Consider the following 14,949-nt stretch of genomic DNA (forward strand, 5'->3'; position numbering starts at 1 on the left):
ACATGAGAAGAGCTATCTTTCCGGGAACGTTCGACCCGTTTACCATCGGACACTACTCCGTAGTTCAACGCACCCTGACATTCATGGACGAAGTGGTCATCGGTATCGGTATCAACGAAAACAAGAATACATACTTTCCGATCGAGAAACGTGTGGAAATGATTCGTAAGTTCTATAAAGACGAACCCCGGATCAAGGTCGAATCTTACGATTGCCTGACGATCGACTTTGCCCGTCAGGTAGATGCCCAATTCATCGTTCGCGGTATCCGTACCGTGAAAGACTTCGAATACGAAGAAACAATTGCCGATATCAACCGGAAACTGGCCGGCATTGAAACCATTCTGTTATTTACCGAACCGGAATTGACCTGTGTCAGCTCTACCATCGTCCGCGAACTGCTTGGCTATAATAAGGATATCAGTATGTTCATTCCCAAAGGGATGGAAATGTAATAAACCCATGTGATCATGAAAAGAATAATATACCTGCTTATCGGTTTGTGTTCCGTTTTGGGACTACAGGCACAGAACTTTGGCTCACCCGCCATGCGAAAATTACAACTGGCAGAGTTCGCCATCTCTAATTTATATGTAGATACGGTCAATGAAAACAAACTGGTTGAATCGGCCATCATAGAAATGCTGGCACAGCTCGACCCTCATTCCACCTATTCGGATGCCGAAGAGGTGAAGAAAATGAATGAACCGCTCCAAGGCAATTTCGAAGGGATAGGTGTACAGTTTCAGATGATCGAAGATACGCTGCTCATCGTACAACCGGTGAGTAATGGCCCGTCCGAAAAGGTAGGTATCCTGGCAGGAGACCGTATCATCGCGGTGAATGACACAGCCATAGCAGGCGTAAAAATGGGAACAGAAGAAATCATGGGACGCCTGCGGGGCCCCAAAGATTCGAAAGTAAACCTGACCATTATCCGCAGAGGTGTGAAAGAACCGCTTTTATTTAATGTAAAACGAGATAAAATTCCAATCCTCAGCCTGGATGCCGCTTATATGATTCAGCCTAAAATAGGATACATCCGTATCAACCGTTTTGGAGCAACTACCGCCGAAGAGTTTCTAAAAGCCCTGAAAGAGTTGCAGAAAAAAGGGATGAAAGACCTGATTCTGGACCTGCAAGGCAACGGAGGAGGTTATCTGAATGCCGCCATCGATCTGGCAAACGAGTTCCTGGGACAAAAAGAACTGATTGTCTACACAGAAGGACGTTCTGCACAACGCAGTGAGTTTTTTGCCAAAGGCAACGGAAACTTCCGTAACGGACGTCTGGTGGTATTGGTAGACGAATATTCGGCTTCGGCAAGTGAGATTGTGACAGGTGCCATTCAGGATTGGGACAGAGGAGTGGTGGTAGGACGCCGTTCTTTCGGTAAAGGACTGGTTCAACGCCCGATCGACCTTCCGGACGGTTCTATGATCCGCCTGACCATTGCCCGCTACTATACACCTGCAGGACGTTGCATACAAAAGCCTTATGACAGTAGCATCAACGAAAAACCGGGAAAAGGAAAAAGCAGTGAAAGCAGCATCGAAAAATACAACCAGGATCTGATCGACCGGTATAATCATGGCGAAATGGTCAGTGCAGACAGCATCCACTTCCCGGACTCACTGAAATGCCAGACTAAAAAACTGGGACGTACGGTTTATGGTGGAGGAGGTATCATGCCGGACTACTTCGTTCCGGTAGACACAACGCTATATACCGACTATCACCGTAACCTGGTAGCCAAAGGGGTAGTCATTAAAACCACAATGAACTTCATTGAAAAGAACCGAAAGGCTTTATTGGATAAATATAAGACATTCGAGAAATTCAATGAAAAATTTGAAATCGACGACCAGCTATTGAACTACCTGAGAGAAGCTGCCGACAAAGAAAAGATTGAATTCAACGAAGAGCAGTACAACAAAGCCCTGCCACTGATTAAAGCTCAGCTGAAAGCTTTGATAGCCCGTGACTTATGGGATATGAATGAATATTTCCAAGTAATGAATGCCACCAATAAGAGTGTGGAGCGGGCACTGGAAATCTTAAATGACAAAGAGTACGAAAAGATATTGAAATAACGTTTCTATAACGGAAAACGATATACGATGAATGACGAACAGGCTGCAGGAAGCATAGTCTGTTTGTCATTCACCGTATGTCGTCAATAACTTATTGTAACCTTCTTCTTCTCACCGAACAACCACTTGTTAAGCCAGCGATTCACATAAATATTGGCTACTGCACAACCGGCCCCTATCACAGCTCCTGCTGCTACATCCGACGGGTAATGTACCCCTTCATTCATTCTTGAGAATCCCACAGAACATGCCCAAAAAGCAGATGGAGCTATCACATACCATTTAGGATAGCGGATACTCAAAGAAGTAGCCAGTGAAAAGGCTGCTGCCGTATGACCGGAAGGAAACGAAGGGCTCGATTCATGACTACGTGCATCTACCCGATCCGGATAACGGTCGTAGGGACGCTCACGGTCAAAAGCATATTTCATACCATACGTAATCACGACTGCCTCGGCCACACTCGTACCGATGTAAATGGCATCTTTCAGCAGCTCTTTATCTTTATCGATACCTGCATATACAGCCATCGCCACCGGTACACCTACCGCAATATAAGGTGCCGATTTAGAAAAGGCTTTGCTATAATTCCTCGCAAACTTACTATCAAGACTGTTTATTTTATGTAACGTATTGATATCCCAGTTCTGAGCATATCCCCCTACCGAAGAAAGCACACAAAAACAAATAAGCACAAATTTCTTCATTTTTCTACTAATTTACTATTTTGCAGCAAAGATAGATTAAAAAGACAGAGTTTTCGCAAAAAAAACCTATCTTTGTTCCCTAAGTATTATTTACCCTGACACCTAACTTTAATTCATGGCCAGAGAAACTCAATGTAATAGACAGACAGATTGTGCGCAATGTCCCAAAGCTACAGAAGGCATACTTGTTCACCGGAAGTTTCCCAAAGGACAACATTTTCCGCCTGACAAATGCACACAAAATTGTATCCTGTTTATACTACAAGGAGAATTACTGGTCAACAGTGAAGAGTATCCCGGCACCACACTACGTGAAGGACAATTTATTCTCCAGTCCATCGGCTCCAAATTAGAATTACTGGCACTGACAGACGTAAATTATGTAGTGTACTGGTTCAACGAACCACCCCTGATCTGTGAACAGCGCTATCATGAGATCCTGCAACAATCAGAAGCTCCGCTAACTTATACACCATTGGTTATGACACAACGCATAACCAACTTCATGAAAGATATTTGTGATTACCTCGATGAACAGATGCCTTGCGGCGCATTCATCGATCTGAAATGTCAGGAACTGATGTATCTGATCATCTGTTATTACCCGATACCCCAGTTGAGCAAGTTTTTCTATCCCATCAGCAGCTATACGGAAAGTTTCCAATATTTCGTCATGCAGAATTACGAAAAGGTGAAAAACGTAGAGGAGTTTGCACACCTGGGAGGCTATACCACTACCACTTTTCGCCGTTTATTCAAGAACATGTATGGCGTACCTGTATACGAATGGATTCTGAGCAAGAAAAGAGAAGGCATCCTGGAAGACCTCCAGCATACCAAACAACGGATCACCGAGATCAGTAATCGTTACGGATTCGACTCTTTATCACATTTTGCACATTTCTGCAAAGCTTCCTTTGGAGACTCTCCACGTGCCCTTCGTACACGTGCAGCCAGAGGTGAAAAAATTACTGCTTTAAAAACAGAATAGAAACCGCTCTTTTTACCCGATAACGGACAAAGCTTCATCCGAATCCCCTTCTCATTCTTCGGATCAGTCGGATACTTCTCCCACGTAAATGGATTTCAATCTTCCACCCTCCGAACAAGAGCTGGAATACAATACATCATGCTGATATCCAAATGTATATAACTATATTTCTATCCATTTATATCACTTAGAGTATTTTATTTTTCTTGCTATTTTTAGTGAAAATGGTCTTTTCTTTATCTCCTCCTGCATATCTGTGCCCATGAGCCCAGATAGCAAGGCTCACATAAACATATCAGAAGGTACGGTAATACTCTTATTTACAAAGTATTATAAATGATGTCCATTTGACTTGTTTTCTTCTTAATTCATGCACAGAAAAGAGAATTAGAGGAAACCTCGGAAAACGACCAATTAAATATAAGCATGATAATGACTCCAAAAGCTAACTTCTTAAAGACAAAGATTTTACTATTCTAACAGATTCACGACAAATCCTTTATACCCCCAACCGATCGTCCCGTTTACCCCATCCTCTCCGGACATTCAGGATTAAAGAATTATTTCTTTAATTCTTTGGTTAATCAATGTATTTCGTGTACTTTTGCACAATGAGAAAGAAGGCTCGTAAAACAGAAATTATAGTTCTAACAATTAAATAATTTAAAATCAATCATTTATGTGGTTAAGTAATTCATCTGTAGGAAGGAAAGTGGTGATGAGCGTTACCGGTATCGCCCTTGTCCTGTTTCTAACGTTTCACATGGCGATGAACCTTGTTGCGATCATCTCGGCTGAGGGTTACAACTTGGTTTGTGAGTTCCTGGGAGCAAACTGGTATGCGTTGGTAGCTACGCTGGGCCTGGCTGCCCTCTTCGTGATTCACATTATCTACGCTTTCTGGCTGACAATACAGAATCGCGCAGCACGTGGTAGCGAACGTTACGCCGTAGTTGACAAACCTAAAACCGTGGAATGGGCATCACAAAACATGCTGGTGCTGGGTATCATCGTTATCTTAGGTTTGGGCCTTCACCTCTTTAACTTCTGGGCTAAAATGCAGTTACCTGAATTGGTGCACAACATGGGAGGAGTAGCAGACACAACTTATGCTGCTGATGGTGTTTATCACATCATGAACACTTTCTCTAACCCTGTATATGTAGTGCTGTACCTCGTTTGGCTGGGCGCCCTTTGGTTCCACCTGACTCATGGTTTCTGGAGCTCTATGCAATCTTTGGGCTGGAACAACAAGATTTGGATCAACCGCTGGAAATGCATCTCCAACATCTATTCAACCATCGTTGTTGTATGCTTTGCTCTGGTAGTAGTCGTATTCTTCGTTAAATCGTTGGCATGCGGTGCTTGCTAAATTGTAAATTGTAAATGATTAAATTGTAAATAGCATTATGACTAAGATAGATTCAAAAATTCCTGAAGGCCAGCTCGCCGAAAAATGGAGTAACTATAAGGCTCATCAAAAACTTGTTAACCCTGCCAACAAACGTCGCCTTGACATTATCGTTGTAGGTACCGGACTTGCCGGAGCATCTGCTGCCGCTTCTCTAGGCGAAATGGGTTTCAGAGTATTCAATTTCTGTATTCAGGATTCACCCCGCCGTGCTCACTCTATTGCAGCACAGGGTGGTATCAACGCAGCTAAAAACTATCAAAATGATGGTGACTCGGTTTACCGTCTTTTCTACGATACAATCAAAGGCGGTGACTACCGTGCACGCGAAGCCAACGTTTACCGTCTGGCTGAGGTATCAAACGCTATCATCGACCAATGCGTAGCACAGGGTGTACCTTTCGCACGCGATTACGGTGGCACACTTGACAACCGTTCATTCGGTGGTGCACAGGTATCCCGTACGTTCTATGCCCGCGGCCAGACCGGACAGCAGCTGTTGCTGGGCGCTTATTCAGCATTGAGCCGTCAGGTACAAAAAGGTACTGTTAAACTTTACACTCGTTACGAAATGCTCGACCTCGTTGTAATTGAAGGACGTGCGCGCGGTATCATTGCCCGTAACCTCGTAACCGGTGAAATCGAACGTTTCGCTGCTCACGCTGTAGTTATCGGTACAGGTGGTTACGGAAACGCATTCTTCCTTTCTACCAACGCTATGGGTTCCAACGGTTCAGTTGCCATCCAGTGCTATAAGAAAGGTGCTTATTTTGCCAATCCTTGTTTCGCTCAGATTCACCCGACTTGTATCCCCGTACACGGTGACAAACAGTCTAAGCTGACATTGATGTCTGAATCACTTCGTAACGACGGTCGCATCTGGGTTCCGAAGAAGATTGAAGATGCCAAAGCATTGCAGGCAGGCACTAAAAAGCCGACCGAAATTCCTGATGAAGACCGTGACTTCTATCTGGAACGCCGTTACCCGGCATTCGGTAACCTTGTTCCGCGTGACGTTGCTTCACGTGCAGCCAAAGAACGTTGTGATGCCGGTTTCGGTGTGAACAATACCGGTTTGGCCGTCTTCCTCGATTTCAAATATGCTATCGATCGTCTGGGTGAGGACGTGGTTCGTGCCCGTTATGGTAACCTCTTCGACATGTACGAAGAAATCACTGACGAGAACCCGTACAAGACTCCGATGATGATATTCCCCGCTATCCACTACACCATGGGTGGTATCTGGGTTGATTATGAATTGATGACTTCTATCCCGGGTCTGTTCGCTATCGGTGAAGCCAACTTCTCCGACCACGGTGCTAACCGCTTGGGTGCATCTGCATTGATGCAGGGTCTGGCTGACGGATACTTCGTATTGCCTTACACTATCCAGAACTACCTGGCCGATCAGATTCAGGTTCCGCGCTTCTCTACTGACCTGCCGGAATTTGCTGCAGCCGAAAAGGAAGTGAAAGATAAGATCCAGAAGATCAAAGCCGTAAACGGAAAACACTCTGTTGACTCTATCCACAAGAAACTGGGTCACATCATGTGGGACTTCGTAGGTATGGCCCGTACAAAAGAATCTCTGCAGAAAGCCCTGACAGGCATTGAAGAGGTGAAGAAAGATTTCTGGACCAACGTTCGCATCCCGGGTGATGTAAACGAACTGAACGTAGAACTGGAAAAAGCACTTCGTCTGATCGACTTCATTGAAGTAGGTATGCTGATGGCTCGCGACGGTTTGAACCGTGAAGAATCTTGCGGTGGACACTTCCGTACCGAATACCAGACCCCGGAAGGTGAAGCGTTACGTGACGATAAGAACTTCTCATACGTAGCTTGCTGGAAATACACCGGTGAAAATTCAGAACCGGAGTTGATCAAAGAAGATTTGAACTACCAGTTCGTAAAAGTTCAGACTCGTAACTACAAGTCATAATTCGGCTAATCAATTAAAGGAAAACAAAAATGGATAAAAATATATCATTCACACTGAAGGTATGGCGCCAGAAAGGCCCGAAAGCAAAAGGTGCTTTTGAAACATATCAAATGAAAGATATCCCGGGCGATACGTCGTTCCTCGAAATGCTGGATATCCTGAACGAACAGATTATTAATGACGGTGGCGAACCTATCGTATTCGACCATGACTGCCGCGAAGGTATCTGCGGCATGTGTTCTCTTTACATCAACGGACACCCGCACGGACCTGCGACAGGTGCTACTACCTGCCAGATGTATATGCGTCGCTTCAAAGATGGAGACACCATCACAGTTGAACCTTGGCGTTCTGCCGGTTTCCCGGTAATCCGTGACTTGATGGTTGACCGTTCGGCTTATGACAAGATCATGCAGGCCGGTGGTTACGTAAGCGTAAACACAGGTGCTCCTCAGGATGCCAACGCTATCCTTATCTCTAAGGATATCGCCGACGAGGCTATGGATGCCGCTGCATGTATCGGTTGCGGTGCTTGTGTAGCTGCTTGTAAGAATGGTTCTGCCATGTTGTTCGTATCAGCTAAGGTCAGCCAGCTGAACCTCCTTCCACAAGGAAAAGTAGAAGCAGCACGCCGTGCAAAAGCTATGCTTTCTAAGATGGACGAACTGGGATTCGGTAACTGTACAAACACACGTGCTTGTGAAGCAGAGTGTCCGAAGAACATTTCAATCAGCAACATCGCTCGTTTGAACCGCGATTTCATCATCGCAAAACTGAAAGACTAAGCACAACTTAGCATTTGATTAATAAGTAGGAAAATTCCCCACCGGTATCGGTGGGGAATTTTTGTATATGGAGAGCAGTGTTATCTCTTACGGCGCTTACGATACCAGATGATAAAGCCGGTCACAGGAAGTGAAGCACCCGTCAGGCTCGCAAGGAACATTATAATTTTACCAGGAAGCCCCCAGATGCGCCCGTCATGAATCTCCAGATTCATACGACGGAACTTATCGGCGGGAGAGGCCTCGGTATATTTACCGGCATAAGGACCGGCTCCTTTCAAAGAAACCAGTGTATACCGGTCAAAAAACAAATTATCGGTACGGTAGTAAGACCCTCTTTTATGTACAACACTGACCCGGTAAACACCATCGGCTTGTCCGGGTAAAGCAAAATAAAAGGTCTTGGCAGCAGGTTCTTCAAGCCGTAGCTGAGTATAAAGTCTGTCCAAAGGGTTTGTCACACGATTGACAACCTGCAATGTATCGGATACCGGTAAAACGTAGGGCTTCAACTCTTCACCACCCGAAGTGATGCTGTACACGCCTCTGCTAAACCAATTCAGGCTAAATATCAATCCGGTAAAACATAATACGGCCAGCACCAATGCAGCATAAAAACCCGCAACATTATGCAGGTCGAAGTTAAGCCTTGAAAAGGTAAAGGGGCGTTTCAGAGTCAACCGTTGCACAAGTGCCTTGCGTGTCCAGCTTCTGGGCCACCAAAGTATCACTCCCGTTATCAGGGTGATGAGGAAAATCAATACACTGTAACCAACAATCGGACTCCCGATCTCCCTGGGGAGCCATAAAGTGCGATGCCCGCTAAGCACCAACCGGAAGAAATCGAAATCACCGTTATGATTCACTACCGACTTCAATACCTGTCCGCTATACGGATTGATAAAAACAGTACTCATCCCTGCTTCCGGCTGATAGTAGTCCACCCAGGCCGCATCCGATCTTTCACCGTAAGTGATGGCTGTGGCCGAAGCTCCTCCCATGACAGAATCCGCTATCGCAAGTAAGCGGGAAGGCGGCAAAAACTCTTTCTCCAATGGAGCTACAAAGCGCCAAGGTTGTGTGGCATCGGTAATTTCGTCTTTAAATGCATACATGCAGCCGGTGATGCAGACTATGAATACCACAATACCCGAAAGCAATCCAAGCCATAAATGAAGTTTCGCACAAGCCTTCCGAAAAGTCTTATTCATCTCCTATCAATCCAGACGGAAGAAACCGCCGACAAACGTGGTTGAAACTTTAGCTCCCCTGACCGCAGTAGCCGCCTGAGGATCTACCTGATAAATGTAAGTACCCTCTGAAGTAGTGACCGGACGATAAACATAACCTCCGTCTACCAGAGCGGCAAAACGCCGTCCGCCATCTCCGTTATGCACCGGAATCTCTTTAATGTCACGTACCGTTTTATTATTAAGATCGATAATGCAGCATTTCAAACTCTTATCTCCCCAACGGTCGGCGGATGTCTGCGGACCGATGGTGCTGACCTCGGCAAATACCAGACCATTACCGATATATTTGATATGGGCAGGTTTCAATCCTCCCGAAACCGTCTCAAAGTCAAAATAGTAGTCATCAAAATGCGTCTCACCTTTAGGGATACGAAGGAAAGCAGCATTCTTGGTACTTTGTGAGAACCCGTTGGCAATGGCAGAATTAGACATGATGTACATATCGCCGGACTCTACCTTAAAAATACCGTTAAATGCATTCCACGAACCGGCAGGACCGGTACGCGTATCTTTCATCAATGTCTTAAACTGCATATCCGGATAAGAGTATACCGCAACAAAAGTAGTATCGGTATATAAAGTCTCAAAAGTGGAAGGGTTCATCGGAAAATAAGTAACGTACACATTACCTTCACTATAACACATACCCGTGATACTCGGCCATTCGAGTTGATTCAGCGGAAATACCGGAGCTTTGACCTGAGAAGTGATAGAAACATCACTGATATTTACAGTATATAAGGTCATTTGGTCCCCACTCTCCTTATTAGCCGGAAGTTCAAGGCCGATCATGTTCTGCCCGTCCATTTGTGTAAACGCATTCAGCGAACTGTTAAAGACAAAGTCTCCACGCTCCGTCAGATAGCCGTTTGCATCACGTACAATTCCGGTTGCACTGGTCAGTCCCAGTCCGCCAATACTGAACACCGTTTGTCCGGCCTGTTCATAATCACGATATCCGTTTTGCTCAATACCTTTGGCCACCGCATTGATTGTTCCGGACATCAATTCGGGTGCAGTAACCACATAATAAGTGGTAGTCCCATTGGAATTGATACCCAGGCTGAGTACATAGGGAGCAAAAGGAGTTTCCTCATTTCCCAATCCTTCTTCTTCACATGCCGTGACACCCAATAAAAGGCAGGCAGCAAGGAGATACATATAAATTCGATACATTGTAATCATCAGACTTTTTTATTTACTAAAGAAATATCTCAGTTTCACATTAAAGGCACGCCCGGGTTTCTGCAAGCGGTAGTTATCATACAGCTTTTGATTGGTCAGATTGGTACACTCCACAACCACACTATACTTTCCGTTGTCCATTGAATACCCCAATGCCAGATCGTGTGAGAACTGTTCGGGGATTACTTTTTTAGAGCTTTTTGCACCCAAGCCCGGGAACGAAAGATAATACGAATGAATATAATTAAGATTATAGTCAAACGTCAGCACAGAGTTTCTCCAAATCAAATCGTGAAAACGAACCCCTGCATCGGCATTAGCAAACAAATAAGGGATGTTCGGCAAACGCTCTTTATAGGTAATATTCTCTGTGATACCTTCGCCGACAAAGCTGTCCTTCGTCTTCTCATATCGCTGCCGGTCGGTAATGTCCTGATAAGTAAAACCAGCTCCCGTATGGAACAGATCTTTATAGTTATATCTGACAGCAGCCTCAACACCCTTTGTCAACACCTTACCCAGATTCTCGTAACCGGTAGTCGGATTACTGGTCAGGCTGACCCCTTTCAGGATAAAGTCTGTCGTATAACGATAAATGAAGTTTCCATCAGCCGAAAGTTGATGGGCTCCGAAAGTTTGAATGAAGCTCAACCCCAGATTCAAATTCCGGCTGCTTTCCGGTTTTAAATCCGGATTCCGCTGCTGAATCAACCCGTCTCCAAACATTTCGATACTTTCCGGCAAACGATAGGCATGCTCGTAAGAGAACTTAGCCTGCAAAGAGGGTAAGATATAATAAGTAGCCGCCGCACCGTATCCGAAATTGGTTTTATGATCCCGCACTTTTTCCCAACGGGCATTCTCTGTATATTCATCCAACCGCTTATAGGTAGAACTGTACAACTTATACATCTTTCCGAATACATTGGCATTCCAACGATCATAGCGGATCTGCCATCCCAAGCCTGTGATATTCTTAGTCAGTTGCTGAGGTACATTGTTGTTTTCATCATCCGGCCGTACTTTATCATTCATGGTTCTCCGCATAGCAGAAACCACATGGTTCAGTATCAATGATTGGTGACCGTCGATCACGTAACTGATGTTTCCGTTTCCTAACCATTCGCGGTTCTTTATCTTGGAATCCGTATAATACCCTTCTCCTGCAGAAGTAGACGGAACGGATTCTCCCAACCAGTTGTAACGGCGGGCGATGGTATCCACATTGAAAGTATTTACAGAATTATACGTTCCGTAAAGTGACAGCGAAAGTCCGTCAAGAAACAGATCGTCTTTCTTATAACGAATAGAAGGGATCACAGATTCACTCTTCATTTTTACGCCACCGTAAACGGCATCCATCGTAGCACCAGTCTGTACATCTTTATCATTCTTCGAAAGAATAATGCCTGCAAGCAGATAGTCGGCATAAGGCTTATTGGTTATTCCCGTCTCCAGGCGGATACCTCCTGACCGGTAGGCATCATTAAAGCGCTTTACCCACCGCTCGTCTATCTTCTTATTGGTAGCCAGATCAATGATGGGCACAAACACTTTATAATCATTGTCGGAATAGTTATAGAAAGCATTGGCACGCACCGTGAAACCTGTTTTCAGATGGGTATAGGCTCCATTCACCGAGACTTTATGAGTATTGAAAGAGCCAAAAGAATAGGTCGCATCCAGATAATTGGCATCTCTACGGCTGACGATATTCACCGCTCCTCCCAAGGCATCGGCACCCAGATTTACAGGTAATACCCCTTTATATACCTCTACACGCTCAGCCATGTTAGCCGAGATATTAGCGAGGTTAAAAGACGATCCGAAATTATCCATCGGTATTCCGTCCAAAAAGAATTTCACCTGATTGCCCGAAAATCCGTTCAAGCTGAAATTATAGTTAGACCCCATACCACCTTCCTCACGGATACGGACACTCGACACATTGTTCAATAATTTGTTGAGAGGTGCAGCGCTATTATACGCTTTCTTGATGTCGAGTACCGATATGGCATACGCCTGCTCCTGCTGCCGGCGAGCTTCAGATTTTCCAATCACCTGTACTTCTTCCAGCTCTTCCGCCTGGGTATCGATCTCTATGTCCGGAATCCGGTTCACTTTTCCGGCAGTCACATGTATCGGCACCTTTTTAGTTTTCACTCCTATGCCCGATACAACTATCGTCTGACTGCCCGCCGGCACATCATTGATATGATAAACTCCATTCTCGTTGGTATATCCGCCAATATAAACACCTTCAATGGCAACTGCAACCGGATAGTAAGGTTGCTTCTGTTGGTCGACGATTCGACCTGTCACTATACCTTTACTTTGTTGTTGCTGTTCGCCGGCATGCATAAGAACGGCTGACAGCATAGAAAAAAGACAGAATAAAGCTACTCTGTACAACACTTTGTGGTTCATTAATCACTCTGTTTAATTAGTCCGCAAAGGTACGTATATCGACACCGGACGACAATCACCATATTTAGGTATTCACCGAAACTCCGATACCTAAATACAATGATAAAAAAAATCTCTCTTCCAGAGGCCTGTCTCATTCGGATGAACGCTTCAATCGAATGCTGCGTGGCGAGGTACCAAATGACTTTTTACAGAAGTTTGAGAAATGCGGTAAAGATTCGAACCCGAATTTATAACAGATTTCAGAGATGGTAGCCTCTGTATTCTGAAGTTCGTAAATGATCTCCTCTTTGCGGCGGCTAAGCATCCACTCATACACCGGCTCATGAAAAACATTATCGAAAATCCTCCTGAATGTAGTCTGGCTATATCCTCCAAGTTTAGCAAACTCTTCAACAGTCTTCACCTTCTTATAGTTCTGATATACAAAGCACTCAAACGAAGAAGCATATTTAGAGAGAGGATGTACCAAGGAAGCCAGGTCATAATCCGAATAAAAATAACCGAGTATGAAAGCAAGCTCTTTCCGCTTTAATGATAAGAGATCCCGACAAATCTTCTTTTCGCTCAGATAAGTACGTGCAGACTCAAGAAAATGTTGAAGTTCGGGAATAATGGGTAAGGGTGAGGGAATTAACGGAGGATCAGTCTCCTTCATGATACGATTATACCGGATATCACAAAACAATTCAGGTTGATTAAACTGATAATAGATACATTCCACATCGGTCATGGCCAGCATTTCTATTTTCGAACTGATGGGCTGAAGCATAAATTCTCCGGCCTTAAGCATCGTTCCGGCATACTCCCGGCTATTCACCAGCATTTCTCCCTTGATAAGGAACAAAATGAAATTCTCCTCACATTTTTGTGCAGGATAATGGAAACCACGTCTATGGTAAACATGGAAAATGGCATTAGGAACTGACTTTTTGCAGTTCTGACACATCATGGGATCTCCACAAACGGAGCTGGGCATATATACGGGTGTGTTTGTTTGTATGTTTACGACAAATGTAAGAGAATTATTTAGAAAGACAATAAAAGAAGGAATAAAAAAATAGCCCTGCGAAAAGGCAGGGCTATCAATTACATCTCTTGGTATATGGTTATTGGGCAGTTTGCTCTTTGTCTTCTGCTGCATTCCATTCACTAACCTTCGGAGTAACCGTCATCTCGGTACCTCCTGCAGGCAAGGTCAAAATATAGAGTATATTCTTACCTACCTCCCATTTGGAATTGTCGGGAAGTGTCACTGTTTTGTCACCACTGAATACCTGAACTCCATCATCATCTTTACTTGTGTAAGTCACAGTAATTACTTTTTTTGCTACATCCTGAGGAAACAACATAAGAGATGCGTCTTCGCCACCCAGCATATAGTAACTTTTATTTTCTACAACATTTGGAGACTGTGTAACGGTATAAGTGTATTCTTTAGAGGTTCCACTTGTAACATCCCATGCTCCGTTTGATGCGCTAAAAGTATATTTAGCTGTACCTCCTTTTATATCGGCAATCTTCACGGCAGTTACTGTATATATCAGATTTGTATTTCCCGGGATATACGCAAAATTAATTCGGGATAATATATGTTTAAAATTCAAAGTCAGCTTACCTGCATTTACACCTTCCGAAGTGGCCGTTTTATTACTTTCGTATGCGACTACCAAATCTCCCGGTTCATCGGCCTCTTTATCAACTGTATAATTAAACGAAGGATATCCTGCAGTACCGGTATCGGGAATGCTAAAATCGCTAATCAGCGTAGAAGGATACGCAAAGAACTGCACTGATTTACTCGCATCCGAAGGCCAATAATAAGTTTTAGTATCAGAAGTGGCTTTTGTCCAAGTTGTATTATCTATTGTTTCAAACAAAACACCATTCATATAAGCAGTACCCAATTCAGCGGTAGTACCGTCAAAAGCAGTTCCGGTAATATAAGAGTGCACTTTAAAATTACCTAAATTCCCCATATTGGTAACCGCCGCTCTTGTGGTATTCTTCACAATCGCATTGAACCCGATCTCCGCAGTTTTCGCCGCCTTCTCAATCTCCTCATTCTGTGAGCAACCTGTGATTGCCAATGCAGCAACTGCCGCAAATAAAATCTTTTTCATAATAGTATGTTTTATAAATTAATAATTATCTC

Annotated in this window: 12 protein-coding genes; 6 read left to right on the forward strand and 6 right to left on the reverse strand. The window is 44.3% G+C overall.

Features of this window, described 5'->3' with window-relative positions; translation table 11 throughout:
- Positions 1-2: 2 nt before the first annotated feature.
- Positions 3-455: a pantetheine-phosphate adenylyltransferase gene (coaD, locus tag BSHG_RS17335; protein WP_005783477.1), complete on the forward strand. Its 453-nt coding sequence runs from the start codon at positions 3-5 to the stop codon at positions 453-455.
- 15 nt (positions 456-470) lie between these two features.
- Complete coding sequence (locus tag BSHG_RS17330; RefSeq protein ID WP_005797168.1) at positions 471-2,093, forward strand: S41 family peptidase; 1,623 nt, start codon at positions 471-473, stop codon at positions 2,091-2,093.
- 83 nt (positions 2,094-2,176) lie between these two features.
- On the opposite strand, the gene BSHG_RS17325 is transcribed toward BSHG_RS17330, so the two are convergent.
- On the reverse strand, positions 2,177-2,800 hold the full coding sequence (locus BSHG_RS17325; RefSeq protein ID WP_005783481.1) for a phosphatase PAP2 family protein: 624 nt from the start codon (positions 2,798-2,800) through the stop codon (positions 2,177-2,179).
- 115 nt (positions 2,801-2,915) lie between these two features.
- Here BSHG_RS17325 and BSHG_RS17320 point away from each other — a divergent pair, with 115 nt between their 5' ends.
- From BSHG_RS17320 to BSHG_RS17305, 4 genes are all read left to right on the forward strand, one after another.
- Positions 2,916-3,791, forward strand: a complete 876-nt coding sequence (locus BSHG_RS17320; RefSeq protein ID WP_005783483.1) for a helix-turn-helix transcriptional regulator — start codon at positions 2,916-2,918, stop codon at positions 3,789-3,791.
- 679 nt (positions 3,792-4,470) lie between these two features.
- Complete coding sequence (locus tag BSHG_RS17315) at positions 4,471-5,163, forward strand: succinate dehydrogenase/fumarate reductase cytochrome b subunit (RefSeq protein ID WP_005783488.1); 693 nt, start codon at positions 4,471-4,473, stop codon at positions 5,161-5,163.
- 37 nt (positions 5,164-5,200) lie between these two features.
- Positions 5,201-7,144, forward strand: a complete 1,944-nt coding sequence (locus BSHG_RS17310; protein WP_005783490.1) for a fumarate reductase/succinate dehydrogenase flavoprotein subunit — start codon at positions 5,201-5,203, stop codon at positions 7,142-7,144.
- 29 nt (positions 7,145-7,173) lie between these two features.
- A complete protein-coding gene (locus BSHG_RS17305) occupies positions 7,174-7,929 on the forward strand; it encodes a succinate dehydrogenase/fumarate reductase iron-sulfur subunit (protein WP_005783491.1) in 756 nt (251 codons plus the stop codon).
- Positions 7,930-8,009: 80 nt separating this feature from the next.
- On the opposite strand, the gene BSHG_RS17300 is transcribed toward BSHG_RS17305, so the two are convergent.
- The 5 genes from BSHG_RS17300 to BSHG_RS17280 all read right to left on the reverse strand — a co-directional run bounded on the left by BSHG_RS17300 (position 8,010) and on the right by BSHG_RS17280 (position 14,917).
- A complete protein-coding gene (locus BSHG_RS17300) occupies positions 8,010-9,140 on the reverse strand; it encodes a PepSY-associated TM helix domain-containing protein (protein WP_005783493.1) in 1,131 nt (376 codons plus the stop codon).
- Positions 9,141-9,146: 6 nt separating this feature from the next.
- Positions 9,147-10,367, reverse strand: a complete 1,221-nt coding sequence (locus BSHG_RS17295) for a DUF4374 domain-containing protein (RefSeq protein WP_008657783.1) — start codon at positions 10,365-10,367, stop codon at positions 9,147-9,149.
- 9 nt (positions 10,368-10,376) lie between these two features.
- A complete protein-coding gene (locus BSHG_RS17290; protein WP_005783497.1) occupies positions 10,377-12,794 on the reverse strand; it encodes a TonB-dependent receptor in 2,418 nt (805 codons plus the stop codon).
- Positions 12,795-12,927: 133 nt separating this feature from the next.
- Positions 12,928-13,773 carry a helix-turn-helix domain-containing protein gene (locus BSHG_RS17285; protein WP_005797165.1) on the reverse strand — a complete coding sequence of 282 codons (846 nt, stop codon included), beginning with the start codon at positions 13,771-13,773 and terminating at the stop codon, positions 12,928-12,930.
- Between the two features lie 130 nt (positions 13,774-13,903).
- Entirely contained in the window at positions 13,904-14,917 is a 1,014-nt protein-coding gene (locus BSHG_RS17280; protein ID WP_008657788.1) for a lipoprotein, read from the reverse strand.
- Between the last annotated feature and the right edge of the window lie 32 nt (positions 14,918-14,949).

Origin of the sequence: Bacteroides sp. 3_2_5, from assembly GCF_000159855.2 — a bacterium.
Taxonomy (GTDB): domain Bacteria; phylum Bacteroidota; class Bacteroidia; order Bacteroidales; family Bacteroidaceae; genus Bacteroides; species Bacteroides fragilis.

What these genes read in the sequence shown, in the direction of transcription:
- BSHG_RS17325 (WP_005783481.1), bottom strand. Translation starts at nt 2,800, where the DNA reads ATGAAGAAATTTGTGCTTATTTGTTTTTGTGTGCTTTCTTCGGTAGGG.
- BSHG_RS17290 (WP_005783497.1), bottom strand. Translation starts at nt 12,794, where the DNA reads ATGAACCACAAAGTGTTGTACAGAGTAGCTTTATTCTGTCTTTTTTCT.
- BSHG_RS17310 (WP_005783490.1), top strand. Translation starts at nt 5,201, where the DNA reads ATGACTAAGATAGATTCAAAAATTCCTGAAGGCCAGCTCGCCGAAAAA.
- BSHG_RS17300 (WP_005783493.1), bottom strand. Translation starts at nt 9,140, where the DNA reads ATGAATAAGACTTTTCGGAAGGCTTGTGCGAAACTTCATTTATGGCTT.
- BSHG_RS17285 (WP_005797165.1), bottom strand. Translation starts at nt 13,773, where the DNA reads ATGCCCAGCTCCGTTTGTGGAGATCCCATGATGTGTCAGAACTGCAAA.
- BSHG_RS17330 (WP_005797168.1), top strand. Translation starts at nt 471, where the DNA reads ATGAAAAGAATAATATACCTGCTTATCGGTTTGTGTTCCGTTTTGGGA.
- coaD (WP_005783477.1), top strand. Translation starts at nt 3, where the DNA reads ATGAGAAGAGCTATCTTTCCGGGAACGTTCGACCCGTTTACCATCGGA.
- BSHG_RS17315 (WP_005783488.1), top strand. Translation starts at nt 4,471, where the DNA reads ATGTGGTTAAGTAATTCATCTGTAGGAAGGAAAGTGGTGATGAGCGTT.
- BSHG_RS17280 (WP_008657788.1), bottom strand. Translation starts at nt 14,917, where the DNA reads ATGAAAAAGATTTTATTTGCGGCAGTTGCTGCATTGGCAATCACAGGT.
- BSHG_RS17305 (WP_005783491.1), top strand. Translation starts at nt 7,174, where the DNA reads ATGGATAAAAATATATCATTCACACTGAAGGTATGGCGCCAGAAAGGC.
- BSHG_RS17295 (WP_008657783.1), bottom strand. Translation starts at nt 10,367, where the DNA reads ATGATTACAATGTATCGAATTTATATGTATCTCCTTGCTGCCTGCCTT.
- BSHG_RS17320 (WP_005783483.1), top strand. Translation starts at nt 2,916, where the DNA reads ATGGCCAGAGAAACTCAATGTAATAGACAGACAGATTGTGCGCAATGT.